Below are 15,325 nucleotides of genomic sequence, written 5' to 3' on the forward strand. Positions count from 1 at the left end.
GTTGTGCTGGTGCGGCCAGGATGACCCGGATCCGGCGGGCGGTCTTTGTCGAGTTCGGCCAAACGGAGCAAGACCGATTGTCCGGATCGGTCAATCCTGCGGATCGGCGACGGCGAGCTCGATGATCATCGCCAGCCGTTTCGCGGGCAGGTCGAGCCGCAGCGGCGTCACGTCGGCCATCTTCCGCAGCCGGTAGCGGATGGTGTTGGGGTGCACGCCGAGCCGTTCGGCGGCTTCGGTGAGGTCGCCTTGGGTCTCGAGCCACGCGCGCAGGGTCGCGACATAACTGGTCGAGTTGGCCGCGTCGTGCCTGGCCAGATCCGCGATCGGACCGCGCGCCGGGGCCCGTCCCGCTGCCGCGGCGGCGCGCAGGCGGAGGACCAGGATGTCGTCCCAGGACTCGTCGTACGCGACGGCCGCGCCGGGTTCCGGGCGAACGTCGTGCAGTGCGAGGCATTCGTCGGATTCCCGCCGGCTGGCCGGAAGCTCCGCGGTGGACGCGGGCGCGCCGATCCCCGCCGCGACCGTGACCTGCGTCGGCAACGCGTCGCGGATCCCGTCGATCCACGCGCGGGCGGTCTCGACGTCTTCGCCGGGCAGAACGGTGTAGACGGTGTTGCTGAACAGCGTGCTCCGGCCCGGCCGTGACCAGCCGAATCCGGTGGTCGCGCGCTCGAAGGCGAGCAGCAGCGCGGCGTGCCGTTCGTCGGCGATGTGCGCCTGGAGCGCGACCACGCGGAACCGGCCGGGCGGCAAACCGAGTCTGCTCAGCACGGCCGGGGCGTCCGGGGTGCCTTCCAGCAGGCGGATCACCAGGTCCGACTCGACCTGCCGTTCGAGGTCGGCGCTCGCCCGCGAGCGCAGCAAATGCAGCCCGACCGTGCGGGAACTGTCGTGGAGGACAGTGCGCCGGACGTCCGACAGCGGCTCCTCGCACTCCACCCAGATCGACCCGAGCGTCTCGCGCCCGGCCCGGACCGCGACGACCATGCGCCCGGTCAGCCCGTGCTCCGGATCAGCCTCGACGAACAACGGCTCGTCCGACTGGGCGAGATGCGCGAACACGCCGCGGCGCTCGAACAGCTCGCGCACCTGGTCCGGCACTCGCCGCCCGAGGATCGTCTCCAGCCGCACGCGGTCCGCGCCCTGCTGACGGCTGGAGTACGCGAGCACGCGCGACAGCTGATCCTCGATGGTGACCGCGCTGCCGAGCGCGTCGGCGAGGCTGTCGGCCAGGGCGAACAAGTCGGTCGGGCCGCGGCCGGATTCCGTCTCGCGCCCTTCGAGCACCAGGCCGTAGACGACGCCCGCGAGCTGTCCCCACGACACCTCCGGGTCCACGAGCAGCACCGCGACCTGGCCGTCCTCCGCTTTCGCGACCTCGTCCGGCCCCGGCGGCGTCGCTCCGCGCACCAACACGACCGACGCCCGCGCTTGAACGGCCCGTTCGACGGCTTCGAGCACCGATTCGACGCCCACCGCGAGGTAAACGTCGCCGCGCAACCCGCGCGGGTCGGCGGGGTCGTCCATCACCACGTCCCGCAACGCGACCTCGCGCGCGACGGGACAGCAGCACAACCGCGCGCCGTACCCACCGAGGACGTTGACGAGCCGATCCAGCGTGACCATGCCCTGTTCATACCTGACGCGGTGCGCTGGAAGTCGTATCGTGCAGGTCATGCGGGCGCGGGTCGAGGACGTGCACGAGCTGGCGCTGGGGATGCCCCACGTCACGGTGGTGCGCGGCTCGCGGGAGAACCCCGTGTACCAGGTCGGCGGCAAGTCGTTCGTGTTCTTCCGGACGCCGCGGCCGGACGCCTTCGACCCGGAGACCGGGCAGCGGTATCCGGACGTGATCGTGTTCTGGGTACCGTCCGAATCGGACAAGCAGGCGCTGGTCCAGGACCCGGACAGCCCGTTTTTCACCACTCCGCACTTCGACGGCCATCTGTCGGTGCTAGTCCGGGCCGCCCACCTCGGCTCGCTGACGCGGCAAGAGCTGACCGAGGTCGTCGAGGACGCTTGGTTGTCTCGAGCGTCACCGCGCCGGCGCGAAGCGTGGCTGGCCGGGCGTCCGGCTCGGTAAGCGATCAGGAATCAAGAAGCGTCGGGGCTGGTGCCGGATTTAGCGTTTACGGCATGACCTCATTCGACTTTGTCACCCTGGACGTTCCCGATGTCGCCGCCGCCGAGCGCTTCTACACCACCGCGTTCGATCTGGGCGACCGTCTCCGCTTCCGCCAGGCCGCCGCGCCGAGCACCGGATTCCGCGGATTTACCTTGTCGCTCACCGTTTCCCAGCCCGCCAACGCCGTCGCTTACCTGGACGCCGCGCTTGCGGCAGGCGCCACTTCGCTGAAGCCCGCCGCTAAGTCGCTGTGGGGTTTCGGCGGGGTTGTGCAGGCACCGGATGGTGCGATCTGGAAGGTCGCGACTTCCACGAAGAAGGATTCCAGCGCGGGGGTTCGGGAATACGACCAGATGGTGCTGCTGCTGGGCGCGTCGGATGTGGCGGCGACCAAGCAGTTTTACGTCTCGCACGGGCTTGCGGTGGGCAAGAGCTACGGGCGCAAGTATGTGGAATTCGAGACGAGCCCGATCAAGCTGGCCCTTTACGGCCGGAAGGCGTTGGCGAAGGACGCCGGGGTGCCGGAGGAGGGTTCGGGTTCGCATCTGCTGACCATCGGCGGGAACGCTGGGCGGATCACGGATCCGGACGGATTCGCTTGGGAGACTTCGGTTCTCGCCGGATGACGGACGGACCTCGTGAGCGCTTATGCCGGTCAGCAGCGACGAAATGCCCGCTTCGCGCCCCTGCGACTGTGTGCTGACGACTGCGTGCTGACGTCCGTGAGGGGAACCCTGAGGGACTCTGATTCCCTCAGGGTTCCCCTCACGGACCTCTGGCCCGCTCAGCGTGCCCCGTCCTCCGGGCAATAGCCCGAACACAGCAACACCATCCGCGAAAACCGCCCGTCCGCGTCATCGTCCACGTACGCCTGCTGTTCCACCGCGAACCACCCCTCCCCCAGCCGTTCCGCACGCACGCGCGCTCGCCAGCGCAGGTGCAGCCGCGGGCCGACCCGGTCCACCTCTCCCTCGGCGAGTTCGAAATCGGAGACCTCGCCGAACCAGTGGGTGAACGCGGCGGTGATCTCGGCCGGACCGTGGAATTCGCGCAATCCCGGCGGCAGCAAGGCCGTCAACCGCACCTCACTGTCCATTGCGGACGACATCCGCGCGAAGTCCTGTCTGCTCAATGCTTCGATGAAGGCGCCCGCTCTGGAGATGCGGGAGGCCTGGAGTTGTGTTGTCATGCCTCAGGTTTACGACCCGACGCACCTCAGAGGATCGGGTAACTGCCCGATCTTTCACCCCGTCAAACCACGGCGCATCGCGACCAGCGCGGCCTGCGTCCGAGTCGTCACGCCGAGTTTCGCGTAAATGTGCTCCAGATGCGTCGAGACCGTCTTGCGGGACACCGTCAGCGCGGCGGCGATCTCCGGGTTCGACAGCCCCCGGGCCAGGTGCAGCAGGACCTCGGTTTCCCGCGCGGTCAACCCGTCCGGAGTCCGGCGAACCCGTTGCCCCGCAGCGGTCAGGACCGCACTCACCGCGTCGGGGTCGAGGCGTCCGGCGCGGGCTTCGGCGGTGAGCGTTCGCGCGGCCGCGTCGGGAGCCAGCGGGGCGCGGTGCGGGCGCGGTTCGCCGAGTGCGTGGTAGACGTCGGCTGCGGAGAGGATCCGCGACGTCATCGGCAGCGCGTCGCCGGAAAGCCCGTGCGGGTAACCGGAACCGTCGAGTCGTTCGTGGTGCTGCGCGGCGCAGCGGGCGACCGCGGCGAGGCCGGGCATTCCGGCGAGCATCCGTTCGGTCAGGTACGGATGCGTGCGGGCGCGTTCGGCCTGCGCGAGCGACCACGGCCGGGTCGCGTTCCAGATCGCGCTCGGGACGCCGATCATCCCGATGTCGTGCACCCAGCCGGCTCGGCGGACCAATCGGACGTCCGGCGCGGGGAGGCCGAGCTTGGTCGCGCCGTCGGCGGCGAGCGCGGCGACTCCGCGAGAGTGCCCTAGCCGCGGCGGGGATTTGAGGTCGGCGAAGTCGGCGAACGCCTGCAGGGCACGGTCGAGTTCGTCGTCGGACAGCTGGACGCCGAGCCGTGGGTCGAGGGCGATCACCTCGTCCCACGCCTGGATCCGGTCCAGCCCGGCCAAGATGTCGCCGCGGTGGTTCAGGAAGCAGTCGACCAGGGCCGGGTCGAACTGCGTGCCCCGGCGTTCCCGGGCGACGGTGACCGCGCCGTCGACGCCCGCGGTGTCGTGGAAGGCCTCGACGTTGTCGGCGAGCTGGACCAGCCGGATCGCCGGGTCGAGGTCCGCACCGCCGGCGTCGCCGGGGACGCCGCGGCCGTCCCAGCGTTCAAAGGACTGCAGCAGCGGACGGCAGACGTCCTCGCCGAGGTCGAGCCGTCCGGCCAGCTCGCTCGCGCTTTGGCAATGCGCCTGCATGACCTGCTGCACCGACCGGCCCGCAGTGGCGAGGAACCGGCCGACGAGCGCGGCACGGCGGAGTCGCGGAGCGCCGCGACCGAGATGGCGCAGGACGAACATCGCCATCGCGACACCGGCGAGGTCGCCGTCGTGACTGTCGGCGTACAGCTCGGTCTCGTCCCCGAACAACGCGGCCAGCTCGCTGGTGTCGGCGGCGCAACCCACCCAGGTCAGCAGCGACGTGTAGTAAGCCGCCGCGCGCACGCTGTCGTCGGCGCCTGCCGCGTCGGCCAGGCGCAGGGCGATGACGGTCTGCCGCAGCACGCGCTCCATCGGGCGGCCCATGCCGAGATCGGCCACCAGCGACAGGGTGGCGACCAATTCGGACAACCGCACCGGCGCGGCTCTGTTCACCTCGAAAGGTCGCCGGTGAAAGGCCGGTTGTTACGCCGGACAAGGCAGCCCCGACTCCCAGGCAGAGCCCGGAGGTGCGCGATGGCGACCGAAGTCCCGACGTTCTGCCCGCTGTGCGTGTCGAAGTGCGGAGCGACCGCGACGGTCGAGGACGGGCGGCTGCTCGCGCTCCGCCCGCTGCCCGGCCATCCGACCGGCGCCGCGATCTGTGTCAAAGGCAAGGCCGCGCCGGAGATCGTCGCGCATCCGGACCGGCTGCTGCATCCCCTCCGCCGGACCGCTCCGAAGGGCGCGGCCGACCCGGGCTGGGAGCGCGTCGGCTGGGACGAGGCGCTGGCGACGATCGCGTCCCGGCTGACGGCGATCGCCGAGGAATCGGGCCCGGAAGCGGTGGTGTTCGGCACCGCCTCGCCCTCGACGTCGGCGATGTCGGACTCCATCGAGTGGCTGACCCGGCTCCGGCGCGCCTTCGGCAGTCCCAACTTCGCCGTCTACATGGAGCTCTGCGGCTGGGGCCGCCACCTCGGCACGCTCTACACCTGGGGCGAGCCGGTCCCCGGCGCCTACCTGCCCGATCTCGAGAACACGCAGTGCGTCCTCTACTGGGGCTACAACCCGTCCGTCTCCCGGCTCGCGCACGCCACCGCGACCACCGCCGCGCTGCGTCGCGGGGCCAAGCTCGTCGTGGTCGATCCGCGGCGCGCCGGGCTGGCCAGCAAGGCCGACCAATGGCTGCGGGTGCGCCCCGGCACGGACGCCGCGCTGGCGTTGTCGCTCACGCACGTGATGATCGAGAACGATTGGTACGACAAGGAATTCGTCGAGCGGTGGACCAATGCTTCGAAGCCGGTTGGCTCGTCCCGCCGGGTCTGGGACCTGATCGGCGAGGAATGCGCGAAGTACCCGCCCGAGGCCGCTGAGGAGATCACCGGCGTGCCCGCCAGCCAGATCGTCGCCACGGCCCGGCTGCTCTGGGAACAACGCCCGGTCGCGTTCTACACCTGGAGCGGTCTGGAGCAGCACAGCAACGCGACCCAGACCGTACGCGCCATCGGCCAGCTCTACGCGCTCACCGGCTGCATCGACGCACCCGGCGGGAACGTGCTGTTCACCCCCGTGCCGGCCAACCCGATCGACGGCCGGGAACTGCTGTCGCCCGAGCAGCGCGCCAAGACCATCGGTGTACAGGAGCGTCCGCTGGGCCCGGCGAAGTTCGAATTCGTCACCGGCGAGGATTTCTACCGCGCCGCCCTGGACGGCGTGCCCTACCGTGCCCGAGCGCTGGTCAACTTCGGCAGCAACCTGGTCATGGCGCACGGCGACAGCGCCCGGGGCCGGGACGCGCTCCGCGCGCTGGACTTCTTTGTCCACACGGATTTGTTCCTGAACCCGACGGCAGAGCAGGCGGACCTCGCACTGCCCGCGACGAGCGCGTGGGAAGCCGAAGCGCTGCGGATCGGTTTCGAGACAAGCCAGGCCGCGCAGTCGACTGTCCAATTGCGACAGCCGTTGGTCGCGGCGCGCGGCGAAGCCCGGTCAGACTTGCGGATCATCTTCGACCTGGCCATCGCCCTCGGGCTCGGCCCGCAGTTCTTCAACGGCGACATCGAAGCGGCCTGGCACCATCAGCTCGCGCCCAGCGGCCTCACGCTCGACCAGTTGCGCGCGGCACCGGAAGGCATCCGGCTGCCGCTGAACACGATCTACCGCAAGTACGAACGAGGCGGCTTCCGGACACCGTCCGGTCTGGTCGAACTGTACTCGGAACCGTTGCTGGAACACGGATATCCGCCGCTGCCGACCTTCACCGAACCGTCGATCAGCCCGCTGTCCCGACCAGACCTGGCGACGCGGTACCCGCTGATCCTCACCTGCGCGAAATCGCTGTTCTTCTGCGAAACCCAGCATCGGGAAATCGCCAGCCTGCGCAAATCCGCCCCCGAACCCGCGGTCGAACTGCACCCCGAAACCGCCGCGGCCCGCGGGATCGACGCCGGGGACTGGGTGCGGCTGGAGACGCCGTTGGGAAGCATCCGCGCGAAGGCGAAGTTCAATGTCAACCTGCGCCCGAACGTCGTGTGCGGACAACACGGCTGGTGGCAGCCCGCCGACGCGCTCGGCCAGCCCGGCTATCCGCCCTTCGGCGACGGCAGCGCGAACCTCAATCTCGTGCTGAGCCAAGGCCCGAGCGACCCGATCAGCGGCAGCTCGCCGTTGCGCGCTTCCCTGTGCGAGATCGCCAAAGACGGCTAGCGACTCGCTCACACCCGGCCGTTCTGCTCGGCGGGCAAGGGATTCCGGGTGGCGAGGCCGACAGCCCGGCCGACGGTATTGCGCAGCGCCAGTCCGTACCGAGTTCGCGGAACGAGCAGCGTGGCGACGAGGCCGACGCGCCGGTGCCTCGGCTCCACGTGCCGCCGGTGCTTCGCCTCGTAGGCCTGAAAGGCTCGCGCATGATCACCGGGATGCGCCGCGAGCGCTTCGGCCAGCGTGTGCGCGCCGGCCATCGCCATGCTCGACCCGTCGCCGAGCAGGGCGACTGCGGAGGCCGCGTCGCCGAGCAATGCCACGCGGCCGTGCGACCACTTGTCCATCCGCACGTTGGCGAGCGGGTCGAAGAAGGGCGCGGGGTGGTTCACGTATGCCTCGACCAGTTCCGGGCCTCGCCAGCCGATTCCCGCGTACGCCTCGGCAACCAGGCGCTTGTGGAGCGCGGTGTCGTGACGGTCGTAGCCGGGCACCCGCCCGCCGCGGAAGGTGAACATCGCGAGCGGCTTCCCCCGGGACGGGTGGATGGTGAGCATCCGGCCGGGCGCGGTCAGCATCACCGCCGCCTCCGGGTCATCGAGCGCATCGGGCTCCAGCGGCACCGTCGCGCTGTACATGCCCATGCCGGTCGTGAACTGCTCCGCCGGCCCGAAGACCATGCGGCGCACCGGGGAGTGGACGCCGTCCGCGCCGATGACCAGGTCGAATCGACGGGGCGGCGACCGGCGGAAGGTGGCCTCGACTCCTGATGGGTCCTGCCGGAGGCTGGTGACCGTCTCGTCGAAGAGGAACTCAGCGTCGTCGCGCGCTGCCCGGTGGAGCACCGCGGACAGATCGGAGCGGGTCACTTCGACCGACTGCGGGGACGTCGTCGGGACCCGGAGGAGCTGTCGCCCGTCCGGATCGAGGAGCGAGAGGACGCTCGCGCGCGTGGCGATGTCGCGCAACTGCGGGAGGATGCCCATGCTCTTGGCGACCGTGAGCGCCGGTTCCTTGACGACGACGGCGCTGCCGCCGGATCGCAGTTCTTTGGCCTGCTCGACGACCGTCGGCCGATGCCCGTGCCGGGCCAGCCAATAGGCGAGGGCGGGACCGGCGATACCAGCGCCGTGGATCAGGACACGCGAAGGCGTCATAGCCGCAACCTTTTCGTTGGAGGGAAGCGACGAGCGCAGTTTCAGGTACGAATCTCGTCGTACCTTCAGTCAAGCATGGCCGTAAGGTACGATGCAAGACGTACCTGAAAGAGGTGAGGCGATGTCAGTTCTGCCCGAAGACGATGCCGCCGATCTGGGCACGGTGTTCCGCGCGCTCGCCGACGAGCACCGCCGCACCGTGATCGCGGAACTGGCGGCGGACGGGAGCGACAGCGAGCGCACCTGCAACTCGTTCGATCTCCCGGTGTCCAAGCAGACGCAGACGCACCACTTCCGGGTTTTGCGCGAGGCCGGGCTGATCCACGAGATCAATTACGGAAACCGCAAGGGAATCCGGTTGCGCCGGACGGAAATCAACCGGCGGCTCCCCGGCCTGCTCGACTTGCTGACCGCCGAGCGCCGCGGCACGTGACTCCCGTGCGGACCCTAATTCCGCGCCCGCGAAAGCGCGCCCAAACTGATGTCGACTATCGTGCGAAGCTGCTTCGGACTCGCTCCCGCCCGGCTCATCACAGCCAACGACTGGTTGACCGCCGCGAAGTGAACGGCGAAGTCGTCGGCGTCGGCCAGCTTCGCGGCGCGCAAGGCTTTTCGCAGCCGCGCCTGCTGAAAGCCCAGAGCTTTGGTCGCGCGCGCAGCGATATCCGGGCTCAACACCGGTATCGCCATCGCGGTCTGGGCGACCAGGCATCCGTCCGGCACCTCGGGGTCGGCAATGCGTTGCAGGGTGACGTCAAAGAACTCCCGAACCGCTCGCAGCGGATCCTCGACCGCGTTCGACAAGGCGTGGTCGTACCGGTCTCCGTAACGCGCGGCGTAGCGATCCAAGCAGCGCAGATAGAGCGAATCCTTGTCCCCCAATGAGGAGTAGATGGAACTGCGGTTCAACCCGGTCGCCTTGGAGAGGTCGTCGAGAGAAGTGTCCGTGTACCCGGCCCGCCAGAACTGGACCATCGCCGCGTCGAGCGCGACGTCCACGTCGAACTGCTTCTTCCCGGCCATCCACGCACCCCGTTCTCGCGCCGTCGCGCCCAGCGTAGCTCATCTTGAACTGTTCGGTTCAAGATGAGCTACGCTTGAGCCATGACTGCCGCCGCGATCCCCGAATTGCCGCTGTATGACCTGCCGGGCTTCACACACCGCTGGGTCGACGGCCTCCACGCCGTGGAAGGCGGTCCCCAGACTGGCCCCGCCGTCGTCCTCCTCGCCGGATTCCCGCAGACCTGGTGGGCTTGGCGCAAAGCGATGCCGGGCCTCGCCGAACGCTTCCGCGTCATCGCGATCGATCTGCCCGGGCAAGGCCACTCCGACCGCCCCCACGACAGCTACGACACGCACACCGTCGCCTCGCGGATCCAAGCCGCGCTGACTGCGCTCGACGTGCCGAAATACTGGCTAGCCGCCCACGACATCGGCGCCTGGGTCGCTTTCTCGCTGGCGTTGAAGCACGAAGACCGCTTGCACGGCCTCGCGCTGCTGGACGCCGGCATCCCCGGAATCACCCTCCCGGACTCCATCCCCACCGACCCCGACCGCGCTTGGAAAACCTGGCACTTCGCGTTCCACCTGGTGCCCGATCTCCCCGAAACCCTCCTCACCGGTCGCGAGCGCGAATACGTGGACTGGTTCTTGAAGGCCAAAGCGCTGAGCCCCTTCGACAGCACCGAAATCGACCACTACGCCGCCGCTCTCGCCGCCGAGGGCGGGCTCCGGGCGTCGCTCGCCTACTACCGCGATGCCGCGGAATCAGCGCGCAAGAATCACGTCGCTCTCGAACGACGGCACCTGACCGTCCCGGTCCTGGGAATCTCCAGCTCCCACGGCTCGATCCCCGACATGGCCGCTTCCCTCAGCCCCTGGGCGGACAACGCGACCGGCGTCGTCATCCCGAATTCCGGACACTTCATTCCGGACGAACAACCCGCCGCGGTCGTGGCGGCGCTGACCGCGTTCATCGAGCGCTAGCGCGACGTCGGATTTTCGCCAGCTGACGCGTCCTCGTGGCGAAAGACTGGCAGGCATGACTAATGTCCTCGGCCGATTTCTGGCTGCCAGCACCGAATTCGACCAGCGCCTGCGGTCCGTCCGCCCCGAACAGTGGACCGCTCCGACGCCCTGCGCGGAATGGAACGTCCGTCAACTCGTCAACCACATGGTCCGAGGAAATCTCAACTACGTCGACCTGCTCGCCGGCGGCACCCGCGAGAATTTCCTGCGCCTGCGCGACGCCGACGCCTTGGGCAACGACCCACTCGGTGCGTACGCCGCGTCGGTGCGGCTAGTCGCCGACGCCTTCAGCCGCCCTGGCGCGCTCGACCAGGTGCTCGACTATCCGCTGGGCCAGGTGTCCGGGCGTCAAGCGCTGGCCGTGCGCGCCACGGATTCCGCCATCCACGCGTGGGATCTCGCCCGAGCCCTGGACGTCGACGACCGCCTCGATCCTGAGTTGGTCACGTGGATCAGCGACAACCTCGAGACGATCTACGCCGGGCTGGCGGAATCCCCCGTCGCCGCCGACACGACGCACCGGTTCTTCGCCGCTGCGGGGACACTCGGCGAATCAGCGTCGCGGCAGGACCGGTTGCTGCACCTGATGGGCCGCAACCCGCGGCAACTCAGCGAGCGGTGAGCCGGGGAGCAAGAAGCTTCTCCCACGCTTCAGCGGGGCAAGGCCGCTCTCGTGGTGCTTACCGAACCGTAAATCTATCCCCGGATCAGCCACCGGGGCGCGCGAGCTGACTACCCTGGGGTTCGAATCGACCGTTGACGATGGGGCACACGTTGGACCGCGACCCGGAGTGGCCGCCAGAGCGTCCCGCCGAACGGGTCAAGCACCCGCCGCCTGAGCGCCCGCCGAGCCCTGACCAGCAGACCCTCCGCATCCCGCCGGGGGCGAACGGGTATCGCAGGCGGCTCCCGCCGCGCGGCCAGCAGCCGCCGCGCCAGCCGCCTCCCCCGCAGCGGCGGCCGCTGGTCCGGCCGTGGCAGCAGGAGCGCCAGCAGGACAGCATGCCGTTCGGCGCGCCGCCGCTGGCGCCGAACGATCCCGACGCGACGATCTTCATCCCGCGCGTCGGCGGGGTGCCCGCGAGTTCGAGGTGGCCGGTCGCCGACCCGGACGTGCTGCGGCCGTACGACTCGCTCGTCCCCCGGATGCTGCCGCGGCTGCCCCGCGGCGCGCCGGATCCGGATCTCGACGCCACCGTCTACGTGCCGCGCGTCGAGCCGAAGGCGGCGCCGCCGTCGATCGCGAAGTCCAGCGGGAAGATGGCGATCGCCTCGCTGGTCAGCCGTATCACCGGTTTCCTGTGGAAGCTCATGCTCGTGTGGGCGGTCGGCACCGGCGTCGAGAACGACTCGTTCAACATCGCCAACACGCTGCCGAACGTCGTTTTCGAACTGCTGCTCGGCGGTGTGCTCAGCAGTGTCGTGGTGCCGTTGATGGTGCGGTCGCAGGACGATCCCGACGGCGGCGCGGCGTACACGCAGCGAATGCTCACGGTCGGCCTGACGGTACTGGCCGTGGGCACCGTCATCGCGGTGGCGGCGGCACCAGCGCTGACCTCGCTGTACACGGAGCAGGGCGGACACGCCAACTCCGCGCTGACCAACGCGTTCGCCCGGCTGCTGCTGCCCGAGATCTTCTTCTACGGCGTGTTCGCGCTGCTGTCGGCGATCCTCAACGCCAAGCACATCTTCGGCCCGACGGCGTGGGCTCCGGTGATGAACAACGTCGTCGTCATCGCGACCCTGGGTTTGTTCATGCTGATGCCGGGCAAGATCTCGACCGATCCCGTGCGCATGAGCGATCCGAAGCTGCTCGTGCTCGGCATCGGCGTCACGCTGGGCATCGCCGTGCAGGCGGCGCTGCTGGTCCCGCCGTTGCTGCGGACGGGGTTCCGCTTCAAGTGGCGCTGGGGCGTCGACAAGCGGATGAAGGAGTTCGGCGGCCTCGCTTTGTGGATCCTCGGCTACGTCGCGGTCAGCCAGGTCGGCCTCACCGTCAACACCCGGGTGCTGACCAGCGGCGACGCGGGCGGGGTGACCATCTATTCCAACGCCTGGCTGCTGTTCCAGCTGCCCTACGGCGTGATCGGGGTGTCCCTGCTGACCGCGATCATGCCGCGGCTGTCCCGCAACGCCGCGGACGGCGATGTGCGCAAGGTCGTGGCCGATCTTTCCTACGGGTCGCGCATCTCCACCGTGATGCTGGTGCCGATCGCCGCCGTGCTGACGGTGGTGGGCGGGTCGATCGGGGTCGCCTTGTTCAGCGGCGGCGCGAACTCCGCGGCCGAGGCGGGCCGGCTCGGCGAGGCACTGGCGATCTCGTCGTTCGGGCTGCTGCCTTACGCGCTGGTCATGTTGCAGCTGCGGGTCTTCTACGCGATGAAGGACGCGCGCACCCCGACGCTGATCATGGTCGTGATGACCGCGGTGAAGATTCCGCTGCTGTATCTGTGCCCGGTGCTGCTGGACGCGCGCGACATCGTCCTGGGCGCCATGCTGGTGAACTCCCTGACGTTCGTCGTCGGCGCGATCATGGGCCAGGTCTGGTTGTGGGTGCGCCTCGGCAACCTGCGCAGCAAGCGAGTGCTCGGGGTCATCCTGTTCACGGTCGTCGCGAGCGGACTCGGCGTCGCCGCGGCCGTCGCCGCCGGCTGGCTCGTGCCGGGCGGCGGGGGCCGGGCAACCGTGTGGGTCAAGCTGATCCTGCAGGGCCTCGTCGGACTCGCGGTGTCGTTCGGCGTGCTCGCGGCGCTGAAGGTCGAGGAACTCGCGCCCGCGACGAAGAGGTTCACCCGCTTGGTGAAAGGCCGGCGACGACACGCCGAGTGATCGCGAAACCCGAGCCTGGGACGGTCGCTTACCGGGTCCTGTCGATCCGGATGATCTGGTTCGCTTCCGCCGTGATCGTGGTTCTGGGAATCACGGTCGCGGTGTGGCTCGTGGCGGCGCTGCTGCTAGCCGCCCGTCGTCAGCGGAGCGCCGAAATCGCCTTGAAGCAAAAGGAGCTTGACCAAGTCGCGGCGGCCCGGACGCACGCACTCCAGGAGCAGGTGGCCGCCGACAACCGACTGGACGCGCTGGAACGTCTCGGCCAGAACAGCCCGGACCAGCGGCAGGCGATCGTCAATGTGCTCTGCGCGCGCATGTTCTCCGACAGCGCCGCCGACACCGTCACCGAACGCTGGCCAATCCCCAAACCCGAAGGCGCAGGCTCAGTAATCCGACGCACCGCGGCCACCACACGCTTGCAGTTCGCCAGCGGCTCGCCCATGCCTACCCTTTTACAACTGTCGCCCTCCACGAAACCAGCAGCTCAGGACATCGTCAGGAGCACTGGGGTCCGGGCACAGCGACCGTGCAAGGCCTTCCAACCTCACTCTTGTTCAGGTCGGGCGTCGCCGAAAGCGATCCACTCCGACAACGAGCGAGTCGGCAGGGACCCCTTATGACGACCACTCTGCCGGCCGCCATCTTGCGGGCGGGACTCGCCGGAGGGTCAACCTGTGGATTTGTGCAGTGCGTTTTTGAATTCAACTGGCACGAGAAATCGTCACGCCGGTTACGTGCCAGGTGTACGGCGAAATGGCTTGAGAGGGACGAGGCGGGGCGCAGCTCCCGCTCTCGCACGGCGTAGGTCAGCGGATTTGACTCTGGGCCGAACAGGTGAATCTGACGGTAACGGCACCGTGCCGCCACAATCCCACCCGTCACAAGCGCTGCTCCGTTTGGCAGGTGAGGTCTAGACCTGTCGGCCGTGAAACTCCTGCTGATCGCAGGTTCGCGGGCACCTGTTACCCGTTGCCGGATCTTTGGCCGGTGACGATCATCTCACTGGCCTGCCGATGACTGTGCCATTACCTTTGCTTTATCCGCATCGGCGATTCTGCTTGCGGGTACGGGGAGGGAAAACCGAATGCGCAAGCGCGCGTTGATTTCTGCGGTCTGCCTGTCAGCGGCGGTCGCGGTCGGCTCGACTGTTGCGCCACCGGCGGCGTCAGCCGCCGCGGTCAGCGTTCAGGATTTCAACGCGGACAAGGCTTGGGTGCAGTACCTGGCGCTGCACGACCCGCGATCCATCGTGCGGGTCGCTGCTTGGCAGGCGCTGCTGTCCAGCGCGCCGGAGGCGGCAATCCAGCAGTTCACCGCGTCGGGTTACGACTACGCCGTCCAGTTGTCCGCACAGAAGAACGCGCGCAACAGCGATTTCGCCCGGCGCGTGCTGGCCGCCTATCCGGCCGAATTCTCGCCGGAAGTGCACGCTGCCGCTCAGTACGCCGTCGACAGCCGTGACGACGCGGATCGCGAGCGTTTCGCGAATGGCGGCTTCGCCGCGGCCAAACAGCGGGACAGCGCGGTGCGCGAAGCCAAGGGCGACCAAGCGAAGGCGCTGGCCGAAGCAGATCGGCAGTTCGTCCGCGACCTCGCCGCCAACGACCCTGGTGAGCAGGTCCGGGTGAGTGCCGCTTACGCCGTCCGTGTCGGTTCGACCGACCGCGACGTAGTCGATTTCTTCGCCGACGGCTGGGCGTTCGGGGCCAAGCTCGACCTGGACACGCATCGGCTGCGCAGCGCCGACGACGAGATGCGCTGGCGGGCCGCGCTGGCCGGGTTGCTGCGCGACGCGGCGGCTGCCGAGCAGGCCGCGCGCGACGCCTCGGGCGATCTCGCCGAGAAGGCCAAGGCGGCCGCGGTGCGGGCGTGGCAGGCGGTCGGCGAGCAGACCGGGCCCGCCCGGTCGTACTGGGGAGAGGCCAAACTCCTCGCTGATCGCCAGGCCGCCAACTGGGCCGCGGTGCTCGCCGCGGCGAACGCGGCGAGCGGGCCGAACTGGGCCGCGATCGTCCAGCCCGCGCAGGCGAACCAGTCCGCGTGGACCGAGGAAGGCAAGGCCGCCGCGCAGCAGGCCCAGTACTGGACCGCGTTGCTGCAGCAGGCCCGTGACGGCGAGCAGCGCGTCAGCGCCGCCTGAATTTCTTTTCTTTCCGC

At 69.1% G+C, this 15,325-nt stretch carries 13 protein-coding genes and 1 pseudogene; 8 read left to right on the plus strand and 6 right to left on the minus strand.

What is annotated here, in order from left to right:
- Nucleotides 1-90: 90 nt before the first annotated feature.
- Nucleotides 91-1,629: a PucR family transcriptional regulator gene (locus tag ACFXI3_RS08790; protein ID WP_378399041.1), complete on the minus strand. Its 1,539-nt coding sequence runs from the start codon at nucleotides 1,627-1,629 to the stop codon at nucleotides 91-93.
- A gap of 49 nt (nucleotides 1,630-1,678) precedes the next feature.
- Here ACFXI3_RS08790 and ACFXI3_RS08795 point away from each other — a divergent pair, with 49 nt between their 5' ends.
- On the plus strand, nucleotides 1,679-2,086 hold the full coding sequence (locus tag ACFXI3_RS08795; RefSeq protein ID WP_378399043.1) for an MmcQ/YjbR family DNA-binding protein: 408 nt from the start codon (nucleotides 1,679-1,681) through the stop codon (nucleotides 2,084-2,086).
- A 53-nt stretch (nucleotides 2,087-2,139) separates the two neighbouring features.
- A complete protein-coding gene (locus ACFXI3_RS08800; protein ID WP_378399045.1) occupies nucleotides 2,140-2,754 on the plus strand; it encodes a glyoxalase in 615 nt (204 codons plus the stop codon).
- 158 nt (nucleotides 2,755-2,912) lie between these two features.
- Here ACFXI3_RS08800 and ACFXI3_RS08805 read toward each other — a convergent pair whose 3' ends face one another.
- Together ACFXI3_RS08805 and ACFXI3_RS08810 are read right to left on the minus strand one after the other, a co-directional pair.
- On the minus strand, nucleotides 2,913-3,317 hold the full coding sequence (locus tag ACFXI3_RS08805) for a nuclear transport factor 2 family protein (RefSeq protein WP_344286044.1): 405 nt from the start codon (nucleotides 3,315-3,317) through the stop codon (nucleotides 2,913-2,915).
- 54 nt (nucleotides 3,318-3,371) lie between these two features.
- Nucleotides 3,372-4,907 carry an HD domain-containing phosphohydrolase gene (locus ACFXI3_RS08810; RefSeq protein ID WP_378399047.1) on the minus strand — a complete coding sequence of 512 codons (1,536 nt, stop codon included), beginning with the start codon at nucleotides 4,905-4,907 and terminating at the stop codon, nucleotides 3,372-3,374.
- An 81-nt stretch (nucleotides 4,908-4,988) separates the two neighbouring features.
- On the opposite strand from ACFXI3_RS08810, the gene ACFXI3_RS08815 reads away from it, so the two are divergent.
- Entirely contained in the window at nucleotides 4,989-7,160 is a 2,172-nt protein-coding gene (locus ACFXI3_RS08815) for a molybdopterin-dependent oxidoreductase (protein ID WP_378399049.1), read from the plus strand.
- A gap of 8 nt (nucleotides 7,161-7,168) precedes the next feature.
- On the opposite strand, the gene ACFXI3_RS08820 is transcribed toward ACFXI3_RS08815, so the two are convergent.
- The gene (locus tag ACFXI3_RS08820; RefSeq protein ID WP_378399051.1) at nucleotides 7,169-8,311 is read right to left on the minus strand and encodes an FAD-dependent monooxygenase; all 1,143 of its coding nucleotides are present in this window, start codon (nucleotides 8,309-8,311) and stop codon (nucleotides 7,169-7,171) included.
- A 121-nt stretch (nucleotides 8,312-8,432) separates the two neighbouring features.
- On the opposite strand from ACFXI3_RS08820, the gene ACFXI3_RS08825 reads away from it, so the two are divergent.
- On the plus strand, nucleotides 8,433-8,744 hold the full coding sequence (locus tag ACFXI3_RS08825) for an ArsR/SmtB family transcription factor (RefSeq protein WP_378399053.1): 312 nt from the start codon (nucleotides 8,433-8,435) through the stop codon (nucleotides 8,742-8,744).
- 14 nt (nucleotides 8,745-8,758) lie between these two features.
- Here ACFXI3_RS08825 and ACFXI3_RS08830 read toward each other — a convergent pair whose 3' ends face one another.
- Nucleotides 8,759-9,334 carry a TetR/AcrR family transcriptional regulator gene (locus ACFXI3_RS08830; protein ID WP_378399055.1) on the minus strand — a complete coding sequence of 192 codons (576 nt, stop codon included), beginning with the start codon at nucleotides 9,332-9,334 and terminating at the stop codon, nucleotides 8,759-8,761.
- An 81-nt stretch (nucleotides 9,335-9,415) separates the two neighbouring features.
- On the opposite strand from ACFXI3_RS08830, the gene ACFXI3_RS08835 reads away from it, so the two are divergent.
- The 3 genes from ACFXI3_RS08835 to murJ all read left to right on the plus strand — a co-directional run bounded on the left by ACFXI3_RS08835 (nucleotide 9,416) and on the right by murJ (nucleotide 13,168).
- Entirely contained in the window at nucleotides 9,416-10,297 is an 882-nt protein-coding gene (locus ACFXI3_RS08835; protein ID WP_378399057.1) for an alpha/beta fold hydrolase, read from the plus strand.
- A gap of 55 nt (nucleotides 10,298-10,352) precedes the next feature.
- Nucleotides 10,353-10,961: a TIGR03086 family metal-binding protein gene (locus ACFXI3_RS08840; RefSeq protein WP_378399059.1), complete on the plus strand. Its 609-nt coding sequence runs from the start codon at nucleotides 10,353-10,355 to the stop codon at nucleotides 10,959-10,961.
- Between the two features lie 380 nt (nucleotides 10,962-11,341).
- Nucleotides 11,342-13,168, plus strand: a complete 1,827-nt coding sequence (murJ, locus tag ACFXI3_RS08845; protein ID WP_378399164.1) for a murein biosynthesis integral membrane protein MurJ — start codon at nucleotides 11,342-11,344, stop codon at nucleotides 13,166-13,168.
- Nucleotides 13,169-13,502: 334 nt separating this feature from the next.
- On the opposite strand, the pseudogene ACFXI3_RS08850 reads toward murJ, so the two are convergent.
- A pseudogene (locus ACFXI3_RS08850) lies at nucleotides 13,503-13,616 on the minus strand (23S rRNA (adenine(2503)-C(2))-methyltransferase RlmN); the annotation flags it as partial.
- A gap of 636 nt (nucleotides 13,617-14,252) precedes the next feature.
- Between ACFXI3_RS08850 and ACFXI3_RS08855 the strand changes: the two are divergent.
- Entirely contained in the window at nucleotides 14,253-15,308 is a 1,056-nt protein-coding gene (locus ACFXI3_RS08855; protein ID WP_378399061.1) for a hypothetical protein, read from the plus strand.
- Nucleotides 15,309-15,325: the final 17 nt, after the last annotated feature.

The organism is Amycolatopsis sp. NPDC059235, from assembly GCF_042754125.1.
In the GTDB taxonomy this organism is placed as follows: domain Bacteria; phylum Actinomycetota; class Actinomycetes; order Mycobacteriales; family Pseudonocardiaceae; genus Amycolatopsis; species Amycolatopsis albidoflava.